22 protein-coding genes are annotated in these 23073 nt (G+C 35.2%); 5 read left to right on the top strand and 17 right to left on the bottom strand.

What is annotated here, in order from left to right:
* Positions 1-9 precede the first annotated feature (9 nt).
* The 3 genes from KF896_00555 to KF896_00545 all read right to left on the bottom strand — a co-directional run bounded on the left by KF896_00555 (position 10) and on the right by KF896_00545 (position 2997).
* Positions 10-507 (bottom strand): hypothetical protein, encoded by a 498-nt coding sequence (locus KF896_00555; protein MBX3042184.1) that lies wholly within the window; start codon positions 505-507, stop codon positions 10-12.
* Positions 508-663: 156 nt separating this feature from the next.
* Positions 664-1884, bottom strand: a complete 1221-nt coding sequence (locus KF896_00550; protein ID MBX3042183.1) for a T9SS type A sorting domain-containing protein — start codon at positions 1882-1884, stop codon at positions 664-666.
* Positions 1885-1914: 30 nt separating this feature from the next.
* Positions 1915-2997: a hypothetical protein gene (locus tag KF896_00545; GenBank protein MBX3042182.1), complete on the bottom strand. Its 1083-nt coding sequence runs from the start codon at positions 2995-2997 to the stop codon at positions 1915-1917.
* Positions 2998-3327: 330 nt separating this feature from the next.
* Here KF896_00545 and KF896_00540 point away from each other — a divergent pair, with 330 nt between their 5' ends.
* Positions 3328-4212 carry an Rpn family recombination-promoting nuclease/putative transposase gene (locus KF896_00540; protein ID MBX3042181.1) on the top strand — a complete coding sequence of 295 codons (885 nt, stop codon included), beginning with the start codon at positions 3328-3330 and terminating at the stop codon, positions 4210-4212.
* 153 nt (positions 4213-4365) lie between these two features.
* On the opposite strand, the gene KF896_00535 is transcribed toward KF896_00540, so the two are convergent.
* Genes KF896_00535 through KF896_00505 form a run of 7 tightly spaced genes read right to left on the bottom strand, consistent with a single transcriptional unit; the run spans position 4366 to position 10321 of the window.
* The gene (locus KF896_00535; protein ID MBX3042180.1) at positions 4366-4968 is read right to left on the bottom strand and encodes a rhodanese-like domain-containing protein; all 603 of its coding nucleotides are present in this window, start codon (positions 4966-4968) and stop codon (positions 4366-4368) included.
* Positions 4969-4971: 3 nt separating this feature from the next.
* Positions 4972-5562 carry a YeeE/YedE family protein gene (locus tag KF896_00530; GenBank protein ID MBX3042179.1) on the bottom strand — a complete coding sequence of 197 codons (591 nt, stop codon included), beginning with the start codon at positions 5560-5562 and terminating at the stop codon, positions 4972-4974.
* On the bottom strand, positions 5559-6155 hold the full coding sequence (locus KF896_00525) for a YeeE/YedE family protein (GenBank protein ID MBX3042178.1): 597 nt from the start codon (positions 6153-6155) through the stop codon (positions 5559-5561). Before KF896_00525 ends, KF896_00530 begins: the two co-directional genes overlap by 4 nt.
* Positions 6156-6170: 15 nt before the next feature.
* On the bottom strand, positions 6171-7118 hold the full coding sequence (gene nrfD, locus KF896_00520; GenBank protein MBX3042177.1) for a polysulfide reductase NrfD: 948 nt from the start codon (positions 7116-7118) through the stop codon (positions 6171-6173).
* A 14-nt stretch (positions 7119-7132) separates the two neighbouring features.
* On the bottom strand, positions 7133-7675 hold the full coding sequence (locus KF896_00515; GenBank protein ID MBX3042176.1) for a 4Fe-4S dicluster domain-containing protein: 543 nt from the start codon (positions 7673-7675) through the stop codon (positions 7133-7135).
* A 1-nt stretch (position 7676) separates the two neighbouring features.
* Positions 7677-9884 carry a molybdopterin-dependent oxidoreductase gene (locus KF896_00510; protein MBX3042175.1) on the bottom strand — a complete coding sequence of 736 codons (2208 nt, stop codon included), beginning with the start codon at positions 9882-9884 and terminating at the stop codon, positions 7677-7679.
* Positions 9881-10321, bottom strand: a complete 441-nt coding sequence (locus KF896_00505; protein ID MBX3042174.1) for a MerR family transcriptional regulator — start codon at positions 10319-10321, stop codon at positions 9881-9883. Before KF896_00505 ends, KF896_00510 begins: the two co-directional genes overlap by 4 nt.
* Before the next feature lie 443 nt (positions 10322-10764).
* On the opposite strand from KF896_00505, the gene rho reads away from it, so the two are divergent.
* Positions 10765-12129 (top strand): transcription termination factor Rho, encoded by a 1365-nt coding sequence (gene rho / locus KF896_00500; protein ID MBX3042173.1) that lies wholly within the window; start codon positions 10765-10767, stop codon positions 12127-12129.
* 84 nt (positions 12130-12213) lie between these two features.
* Here the strand turns inward: rho and rny are convergent, their stop codons facing one another.
* The 3 genes from rny to KF896_00485 form a co-directional block, all read right to left on the bottom strand.
* A complete protein-coding gene (gene rny, locus KF896_00495) occupies positions 12214-13773 on the bottom strand; it encodes a ribonuclease Y (protein ID MBX3042172.1) in 1560 nt (519 codons plus the stop codon).
* 318 nt (positions 13774-14091) lie between these two features.
* Positions 14092-14376, bottom strand: coding sequence for a cell division protein ZapA (locus KF896_00490; GenBank protein ID MBX3042171.1), 285 nt, complete (start codon positions 14374-14376; stop codon positions 14092-14094).
* A gap of 193 nt (positions 14377-14569) precedes the next feature.
* Positions 14570-16129 carry a HAMP domain-containing histidine kinase gene (locus KF896_00485; GenBank protein ID MBX3042170.1) on the bottom strand — a complete coding sequence of 520 codons (1560 nt, stop codon included), beginning with the start codon at positions 16127-16129 and terminating at the stop codon, positions 14570-14572.
* 215 nt (positions 16130-16344) lie between these two features.
* On the opposite strand from KF896_00485, the gene KF896_00480 reads away from it, so the two are divergent.
* The 3 genes from KF896_00480 (at position 16345) to KF896_00470 (ending at position 18971) form a co-directional block, all read left to right on the top strand.
* Complete coding sequence (locus KF896_00480; protein ID MBX3042169.1) at positions 16345-16983, top strand: LON peptidase substrate-binding domain-containing protein; 639 nt, start codon at positions 16345-16347, stop codon at positions 16981-16983.
* On the top strand, positions 16980-17777 hold the full coding sequence (folP, locus tag KF896_00475; GenBank protein ID MBX3042168.1) for a dihydropteroate synthase: 798 nt from the start codon (positions 16980-16982) through the stop codon (positions 17775-17777). The genes KF896_00480 and folP overlap by 4 nt, the downstream gene beginning before the upstream one ends.
* 129 nt (positions 17778-17906) lie before the next feature.
* Positions 17907-18971 carry a class I fructose-bisphosphate aldolase gene (locus tag KF896_00470; protein ID MBX3042167.1) on the top strand — a complete coding sequence of 355 codons (1065 nt, stop codon included), beginning with the start codon at positions 17907-17909 and terminating at the stop codon, positions 18969-18971.
* 140 nt (positions 18972-19111) lie between these two features.
* Here KF896_00470 and KF896_00465 read toward each other — a convergent pair whose 3' ends face one another.
* The 4 genes from KF896_00465 to KF896_00450 all read right to left on the bottom strand — a co-directional run bounded on the left by KF896_00465 (position 19112) and on the right by KF896_00450 (position 23025).
* A complete protein-coding gene (locus tag KF896_00465; protein ID MBX3042166.1) occupies positions 19112-19852 on the bottom strand; it encodes an SAM-dependent methyltransferase in 741 nt (246 codons plus the stop codon).
* 167 nt (positions 19853-20019) lie between these two features.
* A complete protein-coding gene (locus KF896_00460) occupies positions 20020-21096 on the bottom strand; it encodes an iron-containing alcohol dehydrogenase (protein MBX3042165.1) in 1077 nt (358 codons plus the stop codon).
* Entirely contained in the window at positions 21089-21829 is a 741-nt protein-coding gene (gene kdsB / locus KF896_00455; GenBank protein MBX3042164.1) for a 3-deoxy-manno-octulosonate cytidylyltransferase, read from the bottom strand. Before kdsB ends, KF896_00460 begins: the two co-directional genes overlap by 8 nt.
* On the bottom strand, positions 21829-23025 hold the full coding sequence (locus KF896_00450; protein MBX3042163.1) for a DegT/DnrJ/EryC1/StrS family aminotransferase: 1197 nt from the start codon (positions 23023-23025) through the stop codon (positions 21829-21831). The genes kdsB and KF896_00450 overlap by 1 nt, the downstream gene beginning before the upstream one ends.
* Positions 23026-23073: the final 48 nt, after the last annotated feature.

Raw genomic sequence — 23073 nt, 5'->3', positions numbered from 1 at the left:
TCAATACCTTCAATTAAAATTCAATTGATGATATAATCTGTCAATTATCTGACGACTTTCAGCATCTATATTGCTATAGCAGTAGTTATATTCAATTGTTTTCAATAATTTATACAATTCACTACGATTAAGGATTACTCTTGGCAGGCAATGTCCTTCAAAGTTGTATAATAAAAGAAACAAATCATTATCTTCGGATTGCAAAGTATTGCAATTCACTACAAGATTAGTTTTTGAATTTACTTTTGCCAAATTGAAAATTGAGTCTGAAGTTATATTACGCAAATAAATTTTAAAGGATTTCCAGTCTATACTCTCAATACCATATTTATTAGTATTAATCTCTAAAAGTATTTCTTTGTAAACATTATTCTTGCTACCTGAGTGAAATATTCTAATAACATCACATTTGAAAGTTTTGTTAGTCTGAATTGTATCATCAGGATTAGCCGCAAATAATATCTGTGGAGAAACAAATAAAAGCAAAATTCCAAGCAGTATCTTCATACTAAAACCCCCTATGATATAACAATTCAATTATTAAAGAAACGATATTGTTTTCGGATTATTTCTATTAGATTATTTCGCTTTGCTTGTTAAGTGAAATAATCAAAGTTTGACAAAAAAGTTATTATTTAAAATTTTACTTCTCTGCTTTTTGCTCTATTTGATGTAAACAACTTTTTCTGAATAAATATTTTTACCGTCATTAATTATTACATTATAAACTCCCTGCTCAAGTCCTTTTGGATTCCAAATGTAAGGATATTCAAGGGAATTAACCAATCTTCCATACATATCGTAAATGCTGACTGTAAGTTCTTGCTCATCTGATTCAATTTTTAGAAATTCATTAAAGGGGTTTGGAAAGATTCTGACTTTTCCGCTATTTATATCACTTACAGATGTACTTACTCCTTCAAGCAAGTCAATTTTTGCATTAACATTTTGTCCGTGGGTAAAAGAATGATGAGCCGATATTACAAGATAATTCTTACTGTTTGTCTGAACAGGCAAGTTAAAATCTTCTGCTGATTCAAGATGTTTATAATATTCAAACGCTTCGAAAGGTTGCTTTCTTTTAAAATTCTCGAAATTTATACTATCACAAAGAAAAGCTGTGATATTTCCCTTATCCTCCTCATTCCACAGATAGAAGCGACTTCTTTGACTGTCGCGGCTGTTTCGGTGGGTTAATACATCCTGCGACCTAAGATTTATTCTGATACCATAAGTTCCATTACCGTCCATACGAACTTGATTTACTTGAAGGTCATTTTCAGTGTTAATTTCATAAACAAGATTTGCTGAATAAGTACTTCCTGCAACTGTATTAACACTATTGACAGAAAATGCTCTTGTGGAATCACGTGGCGCCCAGCCAAATATCGGATGATATGCCTGTGCGAGATACCTTTTCTGCTCACCTGCTTTAAAATCGGCATTCCCGTTCCTGTCTGTAAATACGGTTCCGCATTTAACAAAATTTGAACTTGTACCCATGCTTGGCGATGCGAATAAATTAATCATCGCACCTGCAACTGGATTGCCTGCATTATCCAATACACGTAATTTCAAATTACTTGTATTTGCATAATACTCAGTAAAATTGACAGTATAGCCGTCAGGTCTGAAACCTTCAACCATTGCATTTTTCCAACTGTACGAACCACGGTCGAGCATATTGGTAATACCGTAAAATGCGTTTCCTCGCTCTGATAAACCACCTCTGAAAAATTCAAAATGATGCCAGTCTAAGTCCCATACTGCACCAAAAACATGGTCTTCACTCCAAGTTCCAAGATAAATTATAGGAATTAGAGCTGTACGGCAAGTAGCAGCAACAAGAAAGGCATCTTCATTACACATACCATCGTGTTTCATAAGTATCTGATTCGGCTGAAAAGCACGCGGTTAAGTAACATCAACCGGTAAGGCACGTGAGCACCAGTTGCCGATTAAATCAAGTGCTGAATTCTCCGGATTAAGCGGGCGATTAAATGGAAAATACGCTTTTTTTCTATCCCATAAATATCGCGTTGTTTGAATTAGCTCTCCGAATCTGGGTATTGTAAGGATTGAACCTTTTGCCGTGGTTTTATTTACATTCCTGTAATCATAAAGTGCATCAGGATTATTCCAGATATAATCTCTCCAGGCATAACCGTAGGTTCTCTGGCCGGAGGCATTGTTATTATTATCACGTACATATACACCCTCCTGATCCATCTTGGGATGCACAACATACCAGTAATAAATATCTGAAGGAATTTCAGACCAGACGGTATCGCGTTTGGCGCTATCATAAATTCGGTATCTTGTAGTTGTTCTGAAAGTGCGGTCTGCAAAATTTCCATGCTCGACAATTTCCACATATTGCAATGAATCAGCAAAAAGATAGATATACTCTGCATTGCGGATAATCGCTTCCTTATCCACAATAAATCGTGAATCAACAAGCGATTGATAAGACATATTTGCAAGTACAAACGCTACTTCATCTTTTATTTTTTCTTCTGCTTTTAGAATTAGATTTGCATATTCTCGCTCAGTTTGAATGCCATGACTGCGAAGCTCAGTAAGTTTTAGTCTTAGCTGGTCTTCAATCCACTTCGGACTTTGCAATATTGCAGATTCGGATTCTTCAGTCAGTACAGTTCCGGTTCTGATATATTTTAAATTTTTATTCACAGGGTCAATTTCTACAGCAAGATAAGTTGTTGGGTTCAGATATTGCTTAAAATCAACACTTTCAATTATCTTTTCATCACTTTCTTTGAAAAACGAACTACTTTGCGGCAATATCAGCGGTTTAAGAACTTTTGGTATTACTTTTAAGTCAGGTAAGTCTATTGGTGTAGCTGTAAGCTGATAATCACTCTGATAAACAACTCCACTTTTATCATCAGCGGAACGCTCAATTTTAATGATTTCCTGCGAAATTGCAAAATTAGACAACAAAAACAAAATTATCAAAATTGCGGGTTGATACTTCATAAATCACCAAAAAATTTTTGTTAAGAATAATAATACAAATATAATAAAAAAAAATATTTTTTTATGAATACGTGTAAATTTTAGTGAGAAATTTCAGTATTTTATTTCAGTAATTTTTTTAGAATTTTCAGCGTTCTTGATTAGCATAGCAAAAACAAATTCGAAATTTTTAAAGTGAAATTATTTTGAACTGCGCAAAGAGCTTCCAAATTACTCGTTTTGAATTAATCGTAAAAAATATTTTGATTCTATCTGTTTAATTTCAAAATTATATATAATATTTTGAGTAGTTTAGTGTTATAGTATAAAATAAATAAATTAAAGATAATTATGAGTAAGCAATTAATAAGATTTGACTGGGCAATCAAAAGACTTTTAAGAAACAAAGCGAATTTTGTGGTTCTTGAAGGTTTTTTAAGTGAATTGCTTTTTGACAATATCAAAATTGAGCACATTTTAGAAAGCGAAAGTAATCAGTTTTTTGATAATGATAAATTCAACAGAGTTGATATTCTGACTCAAAATTCAAAGAACGAATTAGTAATTATTGAAATTCAAAATACTTATGAGATTGATTATTTTCAGCGAATGGCTTACGGGGTCTCAAAAAGTATTTCTGAGAATTTGAGATTAGGTCAGAAATTTTCAGAGATAAAGAAAGTAATTTCAATAAATATTATATATTTTGAATTAGGTCAGGGTAAAGATTATATTTATAAGGGTGTTACTGAATTTAAAGGACTTCATGAAAATGATTTGCTTGGACTTTCCGAGAAGCAGAAAAAAACATTTTTAAAGGAAAATGTATCAGAGATTTTCCCTGAATATTATCTTCTGCGTGTGAATCAATTCAATGATATTGCAAAAGATACATTAGATGAATGGATATATTTTCTAAAAAACAGCGAAGTCAAAGATACATTCAAAGCAAGAGGATTAAGAGAAGCAAATGAAGTCTTGGATGTAATGCGGCTTCAAGAAGAAGACAGATATGGTTACAATCGCTTTTTAGATAGTCTTCACCAAAAAGCAAGCGAAATATTTTCACTGCAAACTGAAGCTGAATTTAAAGCTATTGAAAAAGGGAAAAATGAAAGAAATCTTGAAATAGCAATTGAGCTGATTCATAAAAACTTTGCTGATGAAATGATTGCAGAGATAATAGGTTTAAAACTCGATAAAATTCAGGAATTGAGAATGTTATCTAAAAAATGAGTATCACAAAATTATTCTTATTTAAGTCCTTTATGAATTTGATAGATAGTTATTGATTTGTTATAATTGAACTAAGTCGAAACGTGTTTTTGCTTGCACGTTTCGACTTAGTTTATTATTAGTATAACCAGATTTTTTAGAGATGAGTAAAATTTAACAGCCCCCTGCTTTTTTTGCCTTCTTTACAGCCACCGGTGCTGATTTTGGTCTTGCTATAGCAACCGGCTCTTCATCACCTTCAAATACTGCACCAAAAGATTTTGCTACAGCACGCTTTCTGTTGTAATCCCTTATTTCATCTTCATTCGGATTATTGGGCAATATCGGATTCATTATTATTTTATCCCATCCCTGCTGTCCACCATAAAGAATATTGACAGAGTTTAAACCATTTTTGTTTAGTATTCGCATAGCTTCAAAAGAGTACAAATCATCATTTGAGATAATTATATACCTTTCCAAATTATCAAATAATCCGGTTTTTAACTGCTCAAGTCCGATATTTTCAGCATAAGGAAGTGATGTTTTCTGAAAATCTTCTGAATTTCTCAAATCAAAAATCCGAAAATTTGCTTTTGAAGTAATAATTAAATCAGCAAGTTCGTAATGGTCTATGGCTTTGAATTTTTGCCCAACCAGAGTTTTGATTTCTTCCTGTGAATAATCTTTAGCAACTTTTTCCTGTGCCGGATTTCCCGCAATTAGTGCTACGATACCAAAAATTATCGCAAGAGCAATCGCAATTTTAATTTTCATTTTTTAAGCTCCTTTATTCATTTTTCTTTCTAAAACTTCAGAACCCCAGAATCCTAAAAGTGCCATGACAATAACTGCAAAAACAAGCACCCCGTATGAAATTCCAAAATAATTAAACAATGTAACTTCTCCCATATTGGTAGAGAGGTAAAATTCTTCGATTGATGGGTAGATTGTACCAAATACGAATATTCCAAAAAATACCCCAAGAATATATACAGCAGCATCAATTTTACCCGTAGCAAATGATACTATTGATGTTCCCGGACAGTAGCCACCAATTATAAAGCCCGCACCAAGAATCAATCCACCGACAAGCTGTGGCAGGAGATAAGTATCACCATAGAAAATCTTGCTCAAATCAAGCCAGCCGAATAATGCAAAGAAATATACTCCTATCATTGCTGTTACAATCGCTGTAAACATTACTTTAAATACTGATAAATCTTTGAAGTAAAACTGTGCTGTCAGTTTTGAAGCATTTCCCAAACCGCCTTTTTCAAGAAAGAAACCAAAACCTATACCGATTACGAAAGCAATAATAAAGCTGATTTCATCATTGAAGGCGCCAAAATTAAAAAGAGGAAAACTCATTGCCACTGTCTCCTAAGAAAATATGCAAATAAATAACCGCCGGCAAATACTGCCATCATAAACACCCAGCTTCCAAGATTCAGAAGTGCGCCCCCCGATAGTGCCTGACCGCTTGTGCAGCCCCTTGCAAGTTTAGCTCCAAATCCCATAAGCCCTCCGCCAATGAAAGCAAAAACTAATCTCATTGTTACAGAAGCTCTTGGACCTTTCTCAACTTTTTTTACGATACGGTTCGATAAAGCTGCTGAAATGAAACCGCCAAAGAATAATCCTAAAACTTGATACACAAGCCAGTCTTTCATTGGGTTGGGGTGAGCTTCACCTACATATTGATTGTAATACTTTGAATCAGCAGTATATTCCGGTGCTACTTTTTCAACTGCTACTGCCGTAACAGTCGAAACAGCTCCTGATGCACCAATACCGCGACCCATAAAAATAAATGTCAGAAAAAGTACAACACCCAAGCCGATTCCTGCCATATAGGGATTAATATACTTCTTCGGTTCTGCTTTTGCATGAGAATGAGAATGTACATGTGCAGACTCAATCACAACTGAATCTGCTGAATTAATAATATTTTGATTTTCCATTTATTGCCTCTGTTTTTAAGGTATAACATTCATTGACCAACTACTGTACTGCCCTGCATTTACAATTATAAACCGCAATGCAAGACCTCCAAGAATTACCATTATTGGAGCTATTGCAGTATGGTTGATTTTGTCATTTACTGCAAATAATTGAATTATCAGCGGAATAACAATTCCGATTCCTACAACAAGCACCCAAAATGCCGCTGCATATTGTCCTGTTAAAAGTACCTGAACTGCCTCCTGATGAACCTGCGTAGAGCCGATAAATCCAATTAGTATCAGGAAAAGAATCAGAAGTTCAAATATTAAAAGTCCGTTATCTGCTTTTGCAAGTAATTTACTTTCCTGCGCATTTTTGGCTACAAGGTGAATAAATGCTGCTGCACTTGATAAGCCGGATACAAGGAACAATACCCAAAGCATTGAACTATTCCATAGCGGACGGGCTGCAAAAGTAGAAAGCAGAACGCCGGTGTACATTCCAAGCATTGCACCAATTACCATAGAGCTTGAGCCGATTACTTTCACAAGTTTGTTCCTGTTATTCAGGTATTCGGAAATTTTTCCTGTTTGTGGTAGTATTTTTTCAAGTAATTTCATAGGTTTTATAAAAGCAAGTATTGCTAAAACCGGATAGACAAGCAGCAATATCCATGCACCCCACGACATTGGAGAAGCAATTCTGAATGTGGTATAAAATCTCCAGACATTGAATTTATTTTCAAGGTCCATAAATAAAAAACCCATACCAATACTCATTGCAATTATGCCCACCAGTGGCATAAACGAGCAGGAACAATTCTCATTTTTCTGTCTGCCGCTGAAAACAAACCAACCTACTATTATCATAACTCCGGCAGTAAATCCGCCAAGGAAAAGATACATAGCAACATCCCAGCCCCATATACTAAGAATTGGGTCAATTTGCGGATTATTTCGTGTATTGAAAATTTCGTGCATTTATCTGTCTCCAATTAAGTTAAATAATAAATTTGCGGTTTGGTTCCTGCCGCAGGATTTAAAGAATGATGTTTACGGGAATTTAAAAGTTTGTTCACTTCGCTTTGTGGGTCGTCAAAATCACCGAAATACATACAATTTGTCGGACAAACCGAAACACAAGCGGGGTCTTTGCCATCCTTAATACGATGGACGCAAAATGTACACTTCATTGCGACTTTTTCAGTTGGATGAATGAATCTCGCATCATAAGGGCAAGCTGCGATACATGCTTTACAACCACTGCATTTATCATAATCTACAAGCACGATACCACCAAAATCTGTTTTCTGACTCGCACCACAGGGACAGCAGTAAACGCAAGGTGGATTATCGCAATGATTACATCTTTCAGTTCTTATTTCCATGTGGATGTCTGGAAATTTTCCTTTTGATTCATATACAATCCAATCACGGTCAAATCCGAGAGGTACTTCATTCTCTGTCTTGCAAACTGCAACACAATCCATACAGCCGACGCATTTCTTTGTATCAATTACCATTCCGTATCTTGCCATCTTACACCTCCGTAACAAAAGTAACAAAATTCAAATTCATCGCTGTTCCTCCCATCAGAGGGTCAATTTTGACATTTGTAAGAAGTTCGGTATCATTAGCACCTTTCATATAAGCACCTGTCAGATGTTTTGAAGTATGCCCAAAACCGTGAGCCATATAAACGCAGTCCGTTCTAATCATTTCAGTTACTTTCGCTTTAATTTTATTGCTTAAAATATCATCCTGATTTTTTAATCTGATATACTGGTCATTTTTTATATTCCATCTTCTTGCAATATCAGCATTAATCCATATTTCATTTTCATCTTTCAAATCACTTAAAATTCTGTTTGTTTGAGTTCTGCTGAATGTATGCATAGGAACTCTGCCGAAAATCAGACGATAAAATCCAGCCGGAGGTTCTTCAGTTGGTTTATATTTCGGAACAGGGTCATATCCCGCAGCAAGAAGCTGTTGAGAGTAAAATTCAACCTTTCCGGATGGGGTATCAAAACTCATTGGGGCGCCATCCTGCTCATAAACAGGTTCTTTTGGTGATTTTGCAATTCCGGTCTTCTTTAATTCATTATAGTCCACACCTGCCGATTCAACTCTTACTTTGAGATAATCCTCAATATCATTCCATGGAAAATACTCATCAAGATTAAGTTTGTGCCCTAATTTTTTTGCTATCCACCAACCGGGCTTCTGGTCTTGCGGTGCTTCAACTACCGGCTGACGATAAAGCATAATCGGCTCTTTAAATGGTGGTGTGTAAAGTTCATCAAATCTTTCAAGATAAACGCTTTCAGGAAGAACAACATCAGCATAGCCGGTAATTTCACTTGGGAGAATATCAATTGCAACCATTAAATCAAGATTGTTAATTGCCTCAATTGTTCTCTTTCTGTCCGGTATTGCCTGAAGCAAATTTGTTGAGTAAACAAACCACGCTTTTATCGGATACGGCTCACCAGAAATTGTGGCATCTATAATCCCGTTTGTAATACTTTCCATCGCAAAAGGATACTTGTCATTCGGATTATCAACTTTTTCGTGCATTTCGGGATAAGCAGGTATTGGATATTTTGGCAAATCAAATCTTGCAGGTTCGTAAAATCCACCTTTTTGATTCCAGTTTCCAAGAAGTGCATTCAGAAGTGCAATTGCTCTTGAGCGCTGTGTGTCATCGCCGTATTTTGTAGTATGTCTCCCCGGATGAATTACTGCCTGTGGTGCATATCTTGCCATTTCACGGGCTGTATCCCGAGTCATTTCAGGATTAATTCCCGTAATAGGATATGCCCATTCAGGAGTATAATTTTTAATTTCTGATTTAAATTCCTCAAATCCGCTGCCATATTTTTCTATAAATTGCTTATTATAAATATTTTCATTGACGATAACATTCATCCAAGCAAGAAACAGTGCAATATCAGTTCCGGGCTTGATTGGCAGATAATATTTTGCTTTGCTTGCTGCAATTGAATAACGCGGGTCAACAACAATAAGAGATCCATTATTCTCGATGAAATGTGCAAAATCCTGCAATAAAGTATTATGAACATTTTCACCAATATGAACACCCGGCAGAACAAGACATTTGGTATTGCGAACATCCACTCTTTCAGGTGAACCCGGCACGTGTCCGTAAGTGAGCATAAATCCTGTATCACGAGGACCGCGACATTGAGCAAAGCTTGGCTGAGCATCATTAAAGCATCCGTATGAATTTAACAAATGCTTAAAGAACGCCCCACCGGTCCCATGATGAAATAATGCTGTTGATTTGGCTCCATGTTCGGCTTTAATTTTCTGCATTTTTTCAGCAATATAGTTAAATGCCTCATCCCATGTCGAAACCACCCATTCATCTTCACCTCTTTTAGTATTACGTTTTCTGATTAATGGTGCTTTAAGACGGTCAGGGTCATTATGAAATCCGACTCCACCGGTTCCGCGTGTGCAGAGCCGACCATTTGATAATGGGTCATCGGGATTTCCTTCGATTTTCCAGAGTTTGCCGTTCTTTTTGTAAGCAATTGCCCCACATTTCCAGAAACAAATTTCGCAATAAGTCGGAACTGCCTCAATCTTACTTTCGCCGTGGCGACCTGAAGCTGATTCAGCTTCAGAGTAAAAACCTTTGTGAAGAGTTGTTGCTACGGCTGCTGCGGCAAATGTTCCTGCCGAAATCTTCAAAAATCTTCTTCTTGATAACTGTTTCATTGAACAACCGATAATTTTTTTATTGAATTTTTTATATCTATACAATTAATTTTTCTATATACATCACACTCATAACAATCCATTTTTTCGCAAATATTGTTCGTGTGTTTAAACATCCAGCAGGGCTGTTCTGCCTGCTGAAAAGCCAAACAGTTACTTCGGTCATTTTCAGAACAGTTTACCATTGACCAGCAGGGAACAAGAGAAAATATTGCCTGAATTGCATTAATCGAGAATTTCTTTTCCTGAATTTTCTGTCTTAAGCAACGAAGTCTTTGTATATCATTTTCAGAATATAATCTGTTACGGTTATCCGGCTTATACGATATTATCAATCCTTCCCGCTCATACATCCTTATCGTATGAACCGAAATATCGAGCATCCTTGCGGCGGATGATATACTGAAAACCGGTTTGTCTTTATCAAACTGATTCATTTCAAATCTACAACTATATTTTTGAATATCAACTTTTTTACTATTCAAAAATATAACTTTTTACAGAATTATGCAAGAAATATTTTTATAAATACATTATTTTTCAATAATTTACATTAATTTAATCTAATAATTAATATAGTATAATTTAAATTGCCAATTAGGAATATCATTGTCTAACATTTAGATAAAACTTAATTTTTTTTAATATTGAAATGATGTTTAAATTTAAGTCAAAAAATTAATATTGAAATTAAGTTGATTGTGTTTAAAACTTTTTTATATAATTTTTTTTTATTAAATTCGTATATTAATTTATAACATAATACATTTTTGTTTTTATATATCCATAACAACTATAAATATGCCCCTAATACGTTCTACTTAATTCAACTTACCAATTTGAATAAAATTTTTATTTATTTTTTAATCTAAAGGTTTATATGTCTCCAAGATTACGAAAACTTAATGCTGATGAACCGACCAATCCCGAAAGCGAAATTTCCAGACCAGGTACTTCTTCAAAAAGCGTTATTGACATTGCAGAAATGCAAAAAAAGAAAATTGCTGACCTTACATCAATGGCAAAATCATTAGGTATTACTGATTTTGCAGATTTAAGAAAACAGGAATTGATATTAAGGATTGTTGAAGCTCAAACTACACAGGTAACCAAAGAAACTGAAGCTCCTTTAGAAGGGTTAATATCAGGTAGTGGCGTTTTGGAAGTACTCGCTGATGGATACGGATTTCTAAGATCAAGTGACTACAATTACTTGCCATCACCCGATGATATTTATGTTTCCCCATCTCAGATTAAGCGATTCAGCTTGAGAACAGGTGATACAATCAAGGGGCAGGTACGCCCACCCAAAGAAGGCGAAAGATTTTATGCTTTACTTAAAGTTGAAAGTGCAAATTTTTCAGAGCCCGAAAGAATCAGGGAAAGAACTCTTTTTGACAATCTAACACCACTCTATCCTGATGAAAGATTAAACCTTGAAAAATTACCAAGTGAATATTCAACAAGAATTTTTGATATGCTTTGTCCAATTGGTAAAGGTCAGAGGGGATTGATTGTTTCACCTCCAAAGTCAGGTAAAACAATTCTACTTCAACAAATTGCAAACAGTATAGCAAGCAATCATCCGGAAGTTGTACTGATTGTACTTTTAATTGATGAGCGTCCCGAAGAAGTAACCGATATGGAACGTTCGGTAAAAGCCGAAGTAGTGTCATCAACTTTCGATGAGCCACCTGATCGTCACGTACAGGTTGCCGATATGGTACTTGAAAAAGCAAAAAGAATGGTAGAAGCTAAGCAAGATGTGGTAATTCTATTAGATTCAATTACAAGACTTGCCCGTGCTCATAATACAGTTGTACCTCACTCAGGTAAAATCTTATCCGGTGGTGTTGATGCAAATGCACTCCACAAGCCTAAGAGATTCTTTGGTGCAGCCCGTAACGTGGAAGAGGGCGGTTCACTAACAATTATTGCAACAGCTCTGATTGAGACCGGTAGCCGAATGGATGAAGTAATTTTTGAAGAATTCAAAGGCACGGGTAATATGGAACTTGTGCTTGACAGAAAAATTGCAGACAGAAGGATTTATCCTGCTATTGATGTCAATCGTTCAGGAACAAGACGAGAAGAATTGCTTATGGATAAAGATGAACTTCAGAGAATTTGGATTGTTCGTAAAGTTCTTAGTGAAATGTCATCTATTGAAGCTATGGAATTCCTGCTTGACAGAATGAAAGGCAGAAGAACAAATCGTGAATTCTTACTTTCGCTTAACAATTGATTCTAAGATTTAAATCGCTATAAAAAGCAAAGGGGCTGCATTAATAATTTGCAACCCCTTTATTTTTGACATTGAATGGTATAATTATTTGGCAATAGCCATACTACGTCTTTCACGAACAACTGTAACTTTAATCTGCCCGGGATATTCCATTTCGCTTTCGATTCTTGTAGCAATATCCATAGCTGTTTGGTCTGCAAGCATATCATCAACTCTTTCCGGTTCGACAATAACACGAATTTCACGTCCTGCCTGAATTGCAAATGATTTAGAAACACCATCAAAACTTAGTGCTATTTCTTCTAATTTCTGAAGCCTTTTAACATAATTTTCAAGTGATTCCCTTCTTGCTCCGGGTCTTGCACCGCTGATTGAGTCTGCTGCCTGCACAAGAACTGCAATCGGTGTTTCCATTTCAATATCTTCGTGGTGGGCACCAATAGCATTACAGACAACGTGCTTTTCTTTATACTTCTTAGCTAAATCGAAACCAAGAAGTGCGTGCGGACTCGGATCCTGCTCAATAGTCTTGCCGACATCGTGAAGAAGACCTGCACGCTTTGCAATCTGAACATCAAGTCCGAGTTCAGCTGCCATAATTCCACAAAGATGTGACACTTCGATAGAGTGATTAAGCAAATTCTGCCCGTAGCTTGTACGGTATTTCATCTTACCGATTAGCTTTAGAAGTTCCGGGTGCATTGTATGGATGCCGAGATCCATAATGGACTGCTCACCCAAAGAACCAAGTTCACCTTCAAGTTCTTTACGTGTTTTTTCAACAATTTCTTCAATTCTTGTTGGGTGAATTCTCCCGTCAAGCATTAATTTTTCAAGCGAAATTTTAGCAACATGACGGCGAAAAGGGTCAAATCCGGAAATAACAACCGCTTCAGGCGTATCATCAATTATAAGGTCAATACCGGTTGCAGCTTCAAAAGCGCGGATATTCCTGCCCTCGCGACCAATAATTCTGCCCTTCATCTCATCGCTTTCGAGATTCACAACACTAACAGTACTTTCTGCGCTATGATCTGATGCTGTTCTTTGGATAGCCTGAACAATAATATTCTGAGCTTCGCGGTTAGCAATTGATTTAGTTTCTTCCCTGATTTGTCTTATTTGAAGTGCTGCCTGACTTTTTGCTTCATTAACAAAACCTTCTATAAGTTGCTTTTTAGCTTCTTCTTTTGAGAGCCCTGCTATCTGTTCCAGCTTTTTTGCCTGTTCAGTAATCAATCCATCAAGTTGGGACTGTTTCTCTTTGATAATAACTTCCCTTTTAGCAACATCTGCCTCGATTGCTTGAAAATTCTTTTCTTTTTTAAGAACTAAATCAAGCTTTTGCTCAATTCCTTCTTCTCTTTTCTTGACGTGTTTTTCAGATTCAGCAATTTTTGCTTTTCTTTGGTTAACTTCCTGTTCAAATTCCTGTTTTCTTCTATGCCACTCTTCTTTCGCTTCTAGAATTTTCTCTTTCTTTATGTTTTTAGCTTCGTATTCAGCGTCTTTGATGATATTTTTAGCTGAATTCTCAGCTTCGTTGATTATCTTTTGTGATGATTTTTTAGCAAGAACATTTCCAATTATGAAAGCAACAACAAATCCGGCTATACTACTAATAATTATAATCGTAAAATCCATATAATAAAATACTCCTAAAATCTTAATTTAAATAATAAAAGAAGTCGCAAAACAGAGCCTACCTTTCAAGTGAATATCACGAGAAAGGGCCACGGAGAGCTTGAAGAACCTCTCTTAAACGGGCGGGTAAAATAGCCCGACTATTTCTTACTTCCACTGAGCCGTTACACAACTAAATCCTTTCGGAAATTGAGGCCTGTCTTACGTAATCTGAGACTAATCCCTAAGATATTAATTTATAGTTCTTATAACATTCGTTTTGACAACGGCTGTATTTTGCGACCGTAAATAAATAATAATAATTCAAAGAACAATACACTAAGAGATAGATTTATCAATAATTTGAGTAATTCTATCAATTTCGTTTCGGAAATAAATTCGTTCAGATTCAACATCTGACTCTAATTTCGATAATTTTTCGGCTAAGTTCAAAGCTGATAATACATATAGCTGAGATACAGGCAATTTCACTTCCGATTGATTTTGTAACTCATCTAATTCAGCATTAACAATATCTACCGCCTTACGGAGCAATTCTTCATTATCGCTTGTAAGCTTATACTCCAAACCACCAATTATGACTTTATGAACTTTCTGTGTCATTTGATAATTAAAAATTTATACAATAAAAGTATTGAAGACGAACATATAGCAATTTTATAATTGTTTTTAAAAATTCGCTTTAAACCAAATTTCAAATTAACATTTAGAAGTGGTTTATACAAATTATTTTTAACAAATTGCAATTTTGAATGCAATATTTGTTATATTTTTTTAAGTTAAACCCGTTCCTGCATCAATTTTCGGTATTAATTTCCTGTTTTAGAGGTACAGAAAATGAAAATGTTGATCCTTTTCCTACTGTACTCTTCACCCAAACTTTGCCATGGTGAGCATCAATCAACTTTTTCACAATCCAAAGCCCAAGCCCTGTCGACGACTCTCCCTGAGTTGGTTTGGCGCTAAGCCTTGCCCCTCTCTGGAAGGCATGTTTCAAATCTTCCTCTGTAAGTCCGAGCCCATTGTCATTAACTTCTACTACTACACCTGAGGAATCCTTGTAAGTTTTGATTCGGACTGTTCCACCATTTTGAGTAAATTTTATAGAATTTGAAATTAAATTATCAAGGACTTCATCTATTCTTTGTGGGTCAATTTCTGTGTTGGGCAATCCTTCTTCAAGCTCTGAGAATAAATTAATACTCTTATTCTTAGCTGCAATATGATTTCTATGGAATACATCTTTCACCACATGATTTATATCGCAAGGTTCGAAATTTAAGTTCATTTTGTTTGTTTCCAGAGACAATATTCTGGATACTTCCTGAGAAAGAGCAACAATTTTGATGGTTGTATTAGCTATATCTGAAATGATTTCCTGCTGCTCTGAAGCAGATAAATCATAAGAAGTAAGCAATTCAACCAAACTTTTTATAAGTGAGGCAGGATTCTTAATGTCATGAATAATTACAGCAAACAAATCGTCTTTTTGTTTTTGAAGTTCTTCAAGCTCTAATTTATGTTTAGAAAGCTTTGTTATGCTGTTTTGAAGTTCTTTGTTTTGGGTTGTAAGTTGATTGCCTCTTAAACTCATTGCTTCAATCTGCCCTCGAAGTGAAGCAATTTCAGCTTTTAGCCGACTATTTTCAAGTTGCAATTTTTCGTAATCTTCGATACTGACGACATTTTTCATAAATGAATAATCCTGAGCTTGTGGTTTAGAAATACTTGTTTTTCCTTCAATCACTTTTGGCTTTTTCTGAATAACGATTATTAAAGCAGCGATAAGTGCTACAACAAAAAATATCAAAATATAATTAAAATATTGGGACATACCTGAGTTTGAAGATGTTGAAAGAGAATCATTTACCGGAGTAGCCTTAATTAAATCGGAAAGAGAATTGAGCCTTGCTTCAAGTGAATCGTTTTTCTTTTTTAGATTATATTTTTCATTATCAACTTCAATTTCCAAATCAACTGATTCAGCCGACCATTTTCTTTGCAAATCAAAAGCAGAGATACTTAAAAAATAGTTGTCATTTTTTAGATTTTTAAATATAGCACTTGTTACACCAAGTGTTTTAACTGATGAGTCGAGCCCGTTTTTGAATACTGTTCTGAATAAAAAAGGGGATTTTTCAGAATTTCCATCTGCATGAAGTTTGAAGTTGATTGTTATTGAATCAGTTTCTGAAATCAAAAATTTATTTTGATTATCCGGCTGTTTATCATTGTTGATGAATATGCTTTCAATAACAACTTTTTTAGTCGGGTCCAAAGGTTGTGAAACCGTATTCTGCGAAAAAAATGAACTCAAGGAAAATACAAAGCACAAAATTATTATTACTCTATTCATCTGCATACTCAATTTATTGTTTTTGATATTTATAAAAAAAGAAAATAAATATAATAATTCACATAGAACTATCATTCAAATATCGGAATATTTTTTCAATTAATTAAACTTTTTTATATAAAGGGCATTTTTTTTCTGAAAAAAGGAGATTTTAATATAAAAATGTGCTATTTTAGTTGTTGTGTTTGTATTCTAAAAATGTTTTTTTTTGTAAAATGATAAAAATTGGTTTATTTCCGTTAAATTTAATAATGTTTCCTGAGGCGATGTATCCGCTTCATATTTTCGAGGAGAGATATAAGCTTCTAATCAATAGTTGCTATGCCTCCGGATTGGAATTTGGAATCAATTTCATTAATAGTTCCGGCATAAATGAAATTGGTTGCACAGCAATTGTTTCCGAAGTATTAAAAAAATACTCTGATGGCAAGATGGATATAATTGTTCAGGGTATTTCCCGCTACAGGATTATGAAATTAAAAGAAGGCGAGGAGCTTTATTATACCGCTGAAGTAGAGCCATTTGCCGATGACGACTTTGAGATTGACAAAAAAATTCTGGATGAAGCAGTAAGAATGTATAATAAAATTATTGAGGGTATAACAAGTCTGAAAATTGACAAGATTAATCCTGACAAACTTCCAGTCAAATATCCTTCGTTTCTGATTGCCCAAAAAGCAGGTATGACCGCAGAGCAAAAGCAGTCGCTGTTGGAAATCAGAAGCGAAAATCTAAGACTTAAAACAATATCTAATCACTTGAGGAAAGTACAGCCTATGATTAAGCGTGCAGAAGTAATATCAAATATTGTCAAAAATGACGGCTACCTAAACCCATGGGAGCTTGGCAAATGAGCCAAAGGTTTCCGAAGGTAATGGGCATTTTGAATGTAACACCTGATTCATTCTCTGATGGTGGTTTGTACCAGGACATAAATTTAGCCCATAAGAGAGCAATGGAAATGCTCGAATCGGGTGCAGATATAATTGATATTGGTGGAGAAAGCACCAGACCCGGAGCTGAATCAGTCTCACTCCAAGAGGAACTCAACAGAGTAATTCCACTAATTAAATTGATAAAACATAGTCAAGCCAACGTTGTAATTTCAATAGATACAACAAAGTACGAAGTCGCTAAAGCTGCTCTTGAAACAGGTGCAACTATGATTAATGATGTTTCCTGCTTGCGTAAAGAAAAGCGGCTTGTAAATCTTTCGGGAGAATATAATGTTCCACTGATAATTATGCACTCAAGAAACACACCTAAGGAAATGCTTAAAAACGCTGACTATAAAAATGTTGTATCCGAAGTAACAAGTGAACTTAAAGCTGCAATTCAGTTTGCCGAAAATGAAGGTTTAAATAATATAATGATTGACCCGGGAATAGGATTTGCAAAGAATTATTGTCACAATATTGAAATATTAAGAAATTTAGATAAATTTGAAGAGCTCAAATATCCAATTGTTCTTGGAATATCCAGGAAAAGATTTATTGGAAAAATGCTTGGATTAGTAAATCCTGTTGACAGAGATTTGGCAACAATGATGATTCATTCGGTACTTCTAAACAAGAATATTGAAATAATAAGAGTACATAATGTTGAGCTTGCTATACAACTAAAAACTATTTATGAAGAACTTTTTTAAATATTTTTCTTAACTTTTTGAAAAATGGAATTTTAAATTATTATATTCATAAAATTTTATTTAAATTTGAGTTTACGTTATTTACGAAATGAAATTTAAAATTTTTATTAACTATAACAGGATAAAATTATGATTCAGAAAATTCAAGAATATCTCGGGGATAAGTCAGATTCATTACTTGGTTTCGATTCACCGAAAATATCAAAAGATATTTTGAACCTTCCCGGTCCGAATTTCATAGATGAAGTCTTTATAAATTCTGACCGTAGCAATCGAGTTCTTGGGAACTTGTCTTGGATGTACAACCACGGCAGATTAGGCGGTAGCGGTTATCTTTCGATACTTCCGGTTGACCAGGGAATTGAACACTCGGCAGGTGCCAGCTTTGCGAAAAATCCAATTTATTTCGATGCTGAAAACATTGTAAAACTTGCAATCGAAGGTGGTTGTAATGCAGTGGCTTCGACATTTGGCGTACTTGGAATAGTAGCAAGAAAATACGCACACAAAATTCCATTTTTGGTAAAAATCAATCATAATGAGCTTCTAACTTTTCCGAATAAATTCGACCAGGTAATGTTTGGGAAAGTTGAGCAGGCTTATGATATGGGTGCTGCCGCAATTGGTGCAACAATTTATTTCGGCTCTGACGAAGCTTCCCGCCAAATTGTAGAAGTTGCAGAAGCATTTCAGTATGCTCACGAACTCGGCATGGCGACTGTTTTGTGGTGTTACCTTCGTAATCCTGCGTTCAAATCAGATAAAGATTATCACGTATCTGCAGACCTATCCGGACAGGCAAATCATCTCGGTGTGACAATTCAAGCCGATATTATCAAGCAAAAACTCCCTGAAAATAATGGTGGATTTGCCTCACTCAATATGGGCGATTCAAGTTATGGCAAATTTGATAAAAGAATTTATACAGAGCTTTGTTCTGAACATCCTATTGATTTATGTCGTTATCAGGTAGCAAATTGCTACATGGGTAAAATCGGATTAATTAATAGCGGAGGTGCATCAGGAAGCAATGACTTTGCTGAAGCTACGGCTACTGCTGTTATCAACAAAAGAGCCGGTGGACAAGGCTTAATCTCCGGCAGAAAAGCATTCCAAAGACCAATGGAAGAAGGAGTTAAACTGCTTAATACTATACAGGATGTTTATTTATGTGATGATATCAGTATTGCATAATTTGTTGTAAAGGTGAGCCAATCAACTTCGGTTTGGCACATCATTTAATTTATAGCAACAGATCATGTAAATTTTTTATTATTGAAATTTTAATAGGGCGAACACACAGGTTCGCCCTATTAATTAGAACTGATGGATTATTAAACTAAAGAATTACTCATGTTGTAAAATATACACTGCTCTAAACCGCAAGAGCGATTACGAAGCGAAAAAGTACATTTTGCTTCAGATTTCTGAAGATTAAGAGCGAATGAATCATTTAGATAATCAATAGCAGTTTCAAGTGCGAAATAAGAGTCACGTTTGCAGCAACGTGGACCACCATGCTCAGCAATCTTCTTCATTGTATCTGCTACAACATGATTGCTAAGTGACCATGCATCATCCTGCAGGTGATCTCTTCCTAAGAACATACTCAGGAAAATTCCTGTACCAATTGCTGCTCCACAAGTACCGGCGTGGTAAGTACAAACATCTGTCGCCTCGTTGGCTGCTCTCTCAGCAGCTTTATCAAGTTTCAATTTCAAATCTTCAGGATTATCTTTCAAATTATTAATGCAAGTCAGCAGAACTGCCGGTACTATGAAATGATGCTCAGAGCCGTGCATTTTGATTACTGGTGCATTCATTATTTTTACAGCAAGTGCAATAGGGTCATTGCCTTTATAGGCTAAGCACTCTGTTTTTATAAACTCATTTACCGGAATATTGTAGCACTCATCACATAAAAAATGCGAACTTTCGCACTCGTGACTTGTTAATTTTGTTTTGCCACAAAAATCACAATGAGTTGTTATAGGTTCTTTGAGCGTTGTTACTTCATCGCCGCATAAGATACAATCATTATTTTCAGCTGTATTTAGAATATCAATTTTAGCCATAATTAATCTCAATAATTTAATTATTAATATCTATTTAATTTGAAAAATTCAACAGTTCAAATATAACTAAATAAGACTATAATCACAATTAAAAATTTTAAAAAAACGAAAAATGATGAAATATTTATTCAAAATGCTGATTATTTCTATTTATTAAGCAATTTAAATTACATTTTTCTAAGCAAATCTTTAATTTTTTCACGTGAAATTATCTCTTTCCAACTTTTTCCTAAGGCATTTTCCCAAAGTGGTTCAAGGACAAGTGAAATATCAGCCATTTTTTCAAACTCATCTTCGGTACAATCTTTAGTTAAATTCTGAGGCAATTCTATATTGTTTTTCTCCATGATTTCTCTAAATTCACTTACATGCTCAGGATAGTACTCATCTAATTGATTGAATACAACAGCATTGCTCATACCGTGCCTTAATTTCAAGATATACGAAAGTCCGTAAGAAAGTGCATGACAAACTCCAACTTGTGAATATGCTATTGAGAGACCACCAAAAAGTGACGCCATCATAAGTTTATCATCTTTTATTTTTCTGTCAGCATCTCCCAAAAAAACTTCACGACAAAGTTGCATTGATTTTTCTCCAAATGAACGACTAAATTCATTGAGATATGTGCCTGTAAGAGATTCTGCATTATGAATATAGCAATCCATAGCGGTATAAAACCTCTGCTGTTCGGGTGCATTTTCTATTAGTTCAGGATCTAAAACCATTTGATTAAATACAGTAAAATCTGAGTTGATACCAAGTTTCTTTACAGGACCTGTTAGTACAGTCGTTCTTGATACTTCGGCACCTGTGCCGGACAAAGTTGGTATTCCAACATGATAAATCGCAGGTACTTTTATCAAATCCCAGCCCTGATAATCAGCCGCTGAGCCAGGATTGGTCAGCATCAGCGATACTGCTTTTGCCAAATCCATAGTTGAGCCACCTCCAATTCCAATAATGCCATCAGGCAGTTTGTCTGAAAAATTCTTTATCGAATCTGTTAATTCGTCAACATAGAATGTTGTAGGCTCGTTTGTAACATCCGCAAAAATTATTCTGTCGCTTACCTGAAGCGGCAGACGATTGAGAAAAGCTGTATCATTTATAAAAAAATTGTCAACAAGGAAAACCATTCCTTGTGAATTTTGAGTTCTATGCGGTTTCAATATATCATCAAGTTGATTGAACGAACCACGACCGAATACAACTTTATCAACTAATTTAAAATTCTTAAACATTATCTATTCCCTTCGTTTCCAAATATTTATTTGCGTTTATTAAATCTTCTTCAGTATCAATTTCAATGCCCATATAATCGGTTTCATAAACCTTTATTTTCATACTATTTTCGAGAAATCTGATTGGCTCTACTTTTTCCAATAATTCCAAAGGTGAAGCGTTCAGCTTGCTAAACTTGAGTAAAGCATCACGTCTGAATGCATATACTCCAATATGCTCATAATAGACAGCTGTTTCGGAACTGTCGCGATTATATGGTATAGTAGCTCTTGAAAAATACATTATGAAATCATTTAAATCTTTAACTACTTTCACATAATTCGGGTCATTAACATGATTAAAATCATCAAGTTTCTGAACCAAAGTCGCTACATCAACCGATTTATCATGAAAAGCATTAATTAATAATTTCAATGGTTCGGGCTTTATGAATGGCTCATCACCTTGAATATTGAAAATTATATCTGCTTCGATATTTTCTGCTGCTTCTGCTATCCGGTCAGTACCCGTTTCATGTTTTTTTATACTTTTTAATGCCTTACCACCGTGTCCGACAATTTCATCATAAATTAAATCGCTGTCTGTAACAACATAAACTTCATCGAATATTCCAAAACCCGATGCTCTTTCGTAAGTTTGACGAATTACAGTTTTATCACCAAGTCTTGCAAGCATTTTACCATAAAACCTTGTTGAATCATAACGAGCAGGAATCAATGCAACCACTTTCATTATTGAAGGTTTCCTTTTAATACTTTACGAATATTTTCGCATCTTTTGTCTAAATCTTCGACGGTCCATGAGAGTTTAATAAGCATTGAAATTGTTCTGCTCATAATATCATCAGATTGTGGCAGCTCCTGATTGGAATAGTCTCTCAAGTTTGAAAGTTGTGTTTGTGGCATAGTCATAGCAGTCTGCATATTTTGTATATGATTCCAGTTACGAATATAATGCCAATTATTATCATACCAGTAGAACGAACCATCAACTCCACTTTCGGCAAGCTCTTTAGCGACCTTTCTTGCAATATTCTCAGCAGGCAAAATAAATGATATAAATGTGCAGGAATCGCCGGATTCATCAGGAATTTTTCTGAGTTTTATTTCAGGAAATTCTTTGATTACATCAGAAATTTGTTTGTGATTATTCCTTTGAATTTCAAGTATCTTGTCAAGTTTGGATAACTGTGCTACCCCTACAGCGGCATTCAGCTCACTAATTCTCATATTTACACCCAAAATCTCATGTCCTTCTTTTCCACGGTCATTGCCTATATGGTCGTGACCATGGTCATGGAAAGCATCGGCACGGCGATAAATCTCGTCATTGTCAGTAACCAATCCGCCACCTTCACCGCAGGTTATCGTTTTTACAGAGTCGAACGAAAAGCAGCCCACAATACCCCATGTTCCGGCATATTTTCCTCCAAGATGTGCTCCTGTTGCCTGACATGCATCTTCCATCAGCATTATATTATGTCTATCGGCTACTTCCTTGATTTTGTCGATTTGAGCCATCGAGCCGCACATGTGAACAGGCAGTATCCCCTTAGTTTTATCAGTTATAAAATTTTCAAGTTTATTAGGGTCGAGGCATAAAGTTTCATCAATTTCAGCAAACACAGGCACTGCTCCAGCCATAAGAACTCCTTCCACGGTAGCTACAAATGTAAATGGCGGAAGTATTATTTCGTCACCGAAGCCGACACCGCATGCTGCAAGTGCTGCACTAAGAGCCGATGTCCCGCTCGATACAAGCAGACAATGTTTTGATTTAATATAATCGGCAAATCTGCATTCAAATTCCTTAGCTTTCCAATGATTTTTTCTTGCAGCATCGAATCCATACCTAAACAAAACTCCGGTTTCAAGTACATCTGAAACACTTTTTCTTTCTTCTTCACCGAATATTTCAAAACCGGGCATTTTTTACTCCAATTTTAGTATTATATCCAAAATATTTATTCAAAAATA

The sequence above is a fragment of the Ignavibacteriota bacterium genome (genome assembly GCA_019637995.1).
Taxonomy (GTDB): domain Bacteria; phylum Bacteroidota; class Ignavibacteria; order Kapaibacteriales; family UBA2268; genus JANJTB01.
Note: the sequence above shows the minus strand (reverse complement) of the source record. Positions and strands in the feature narration are given on the sequence as shown.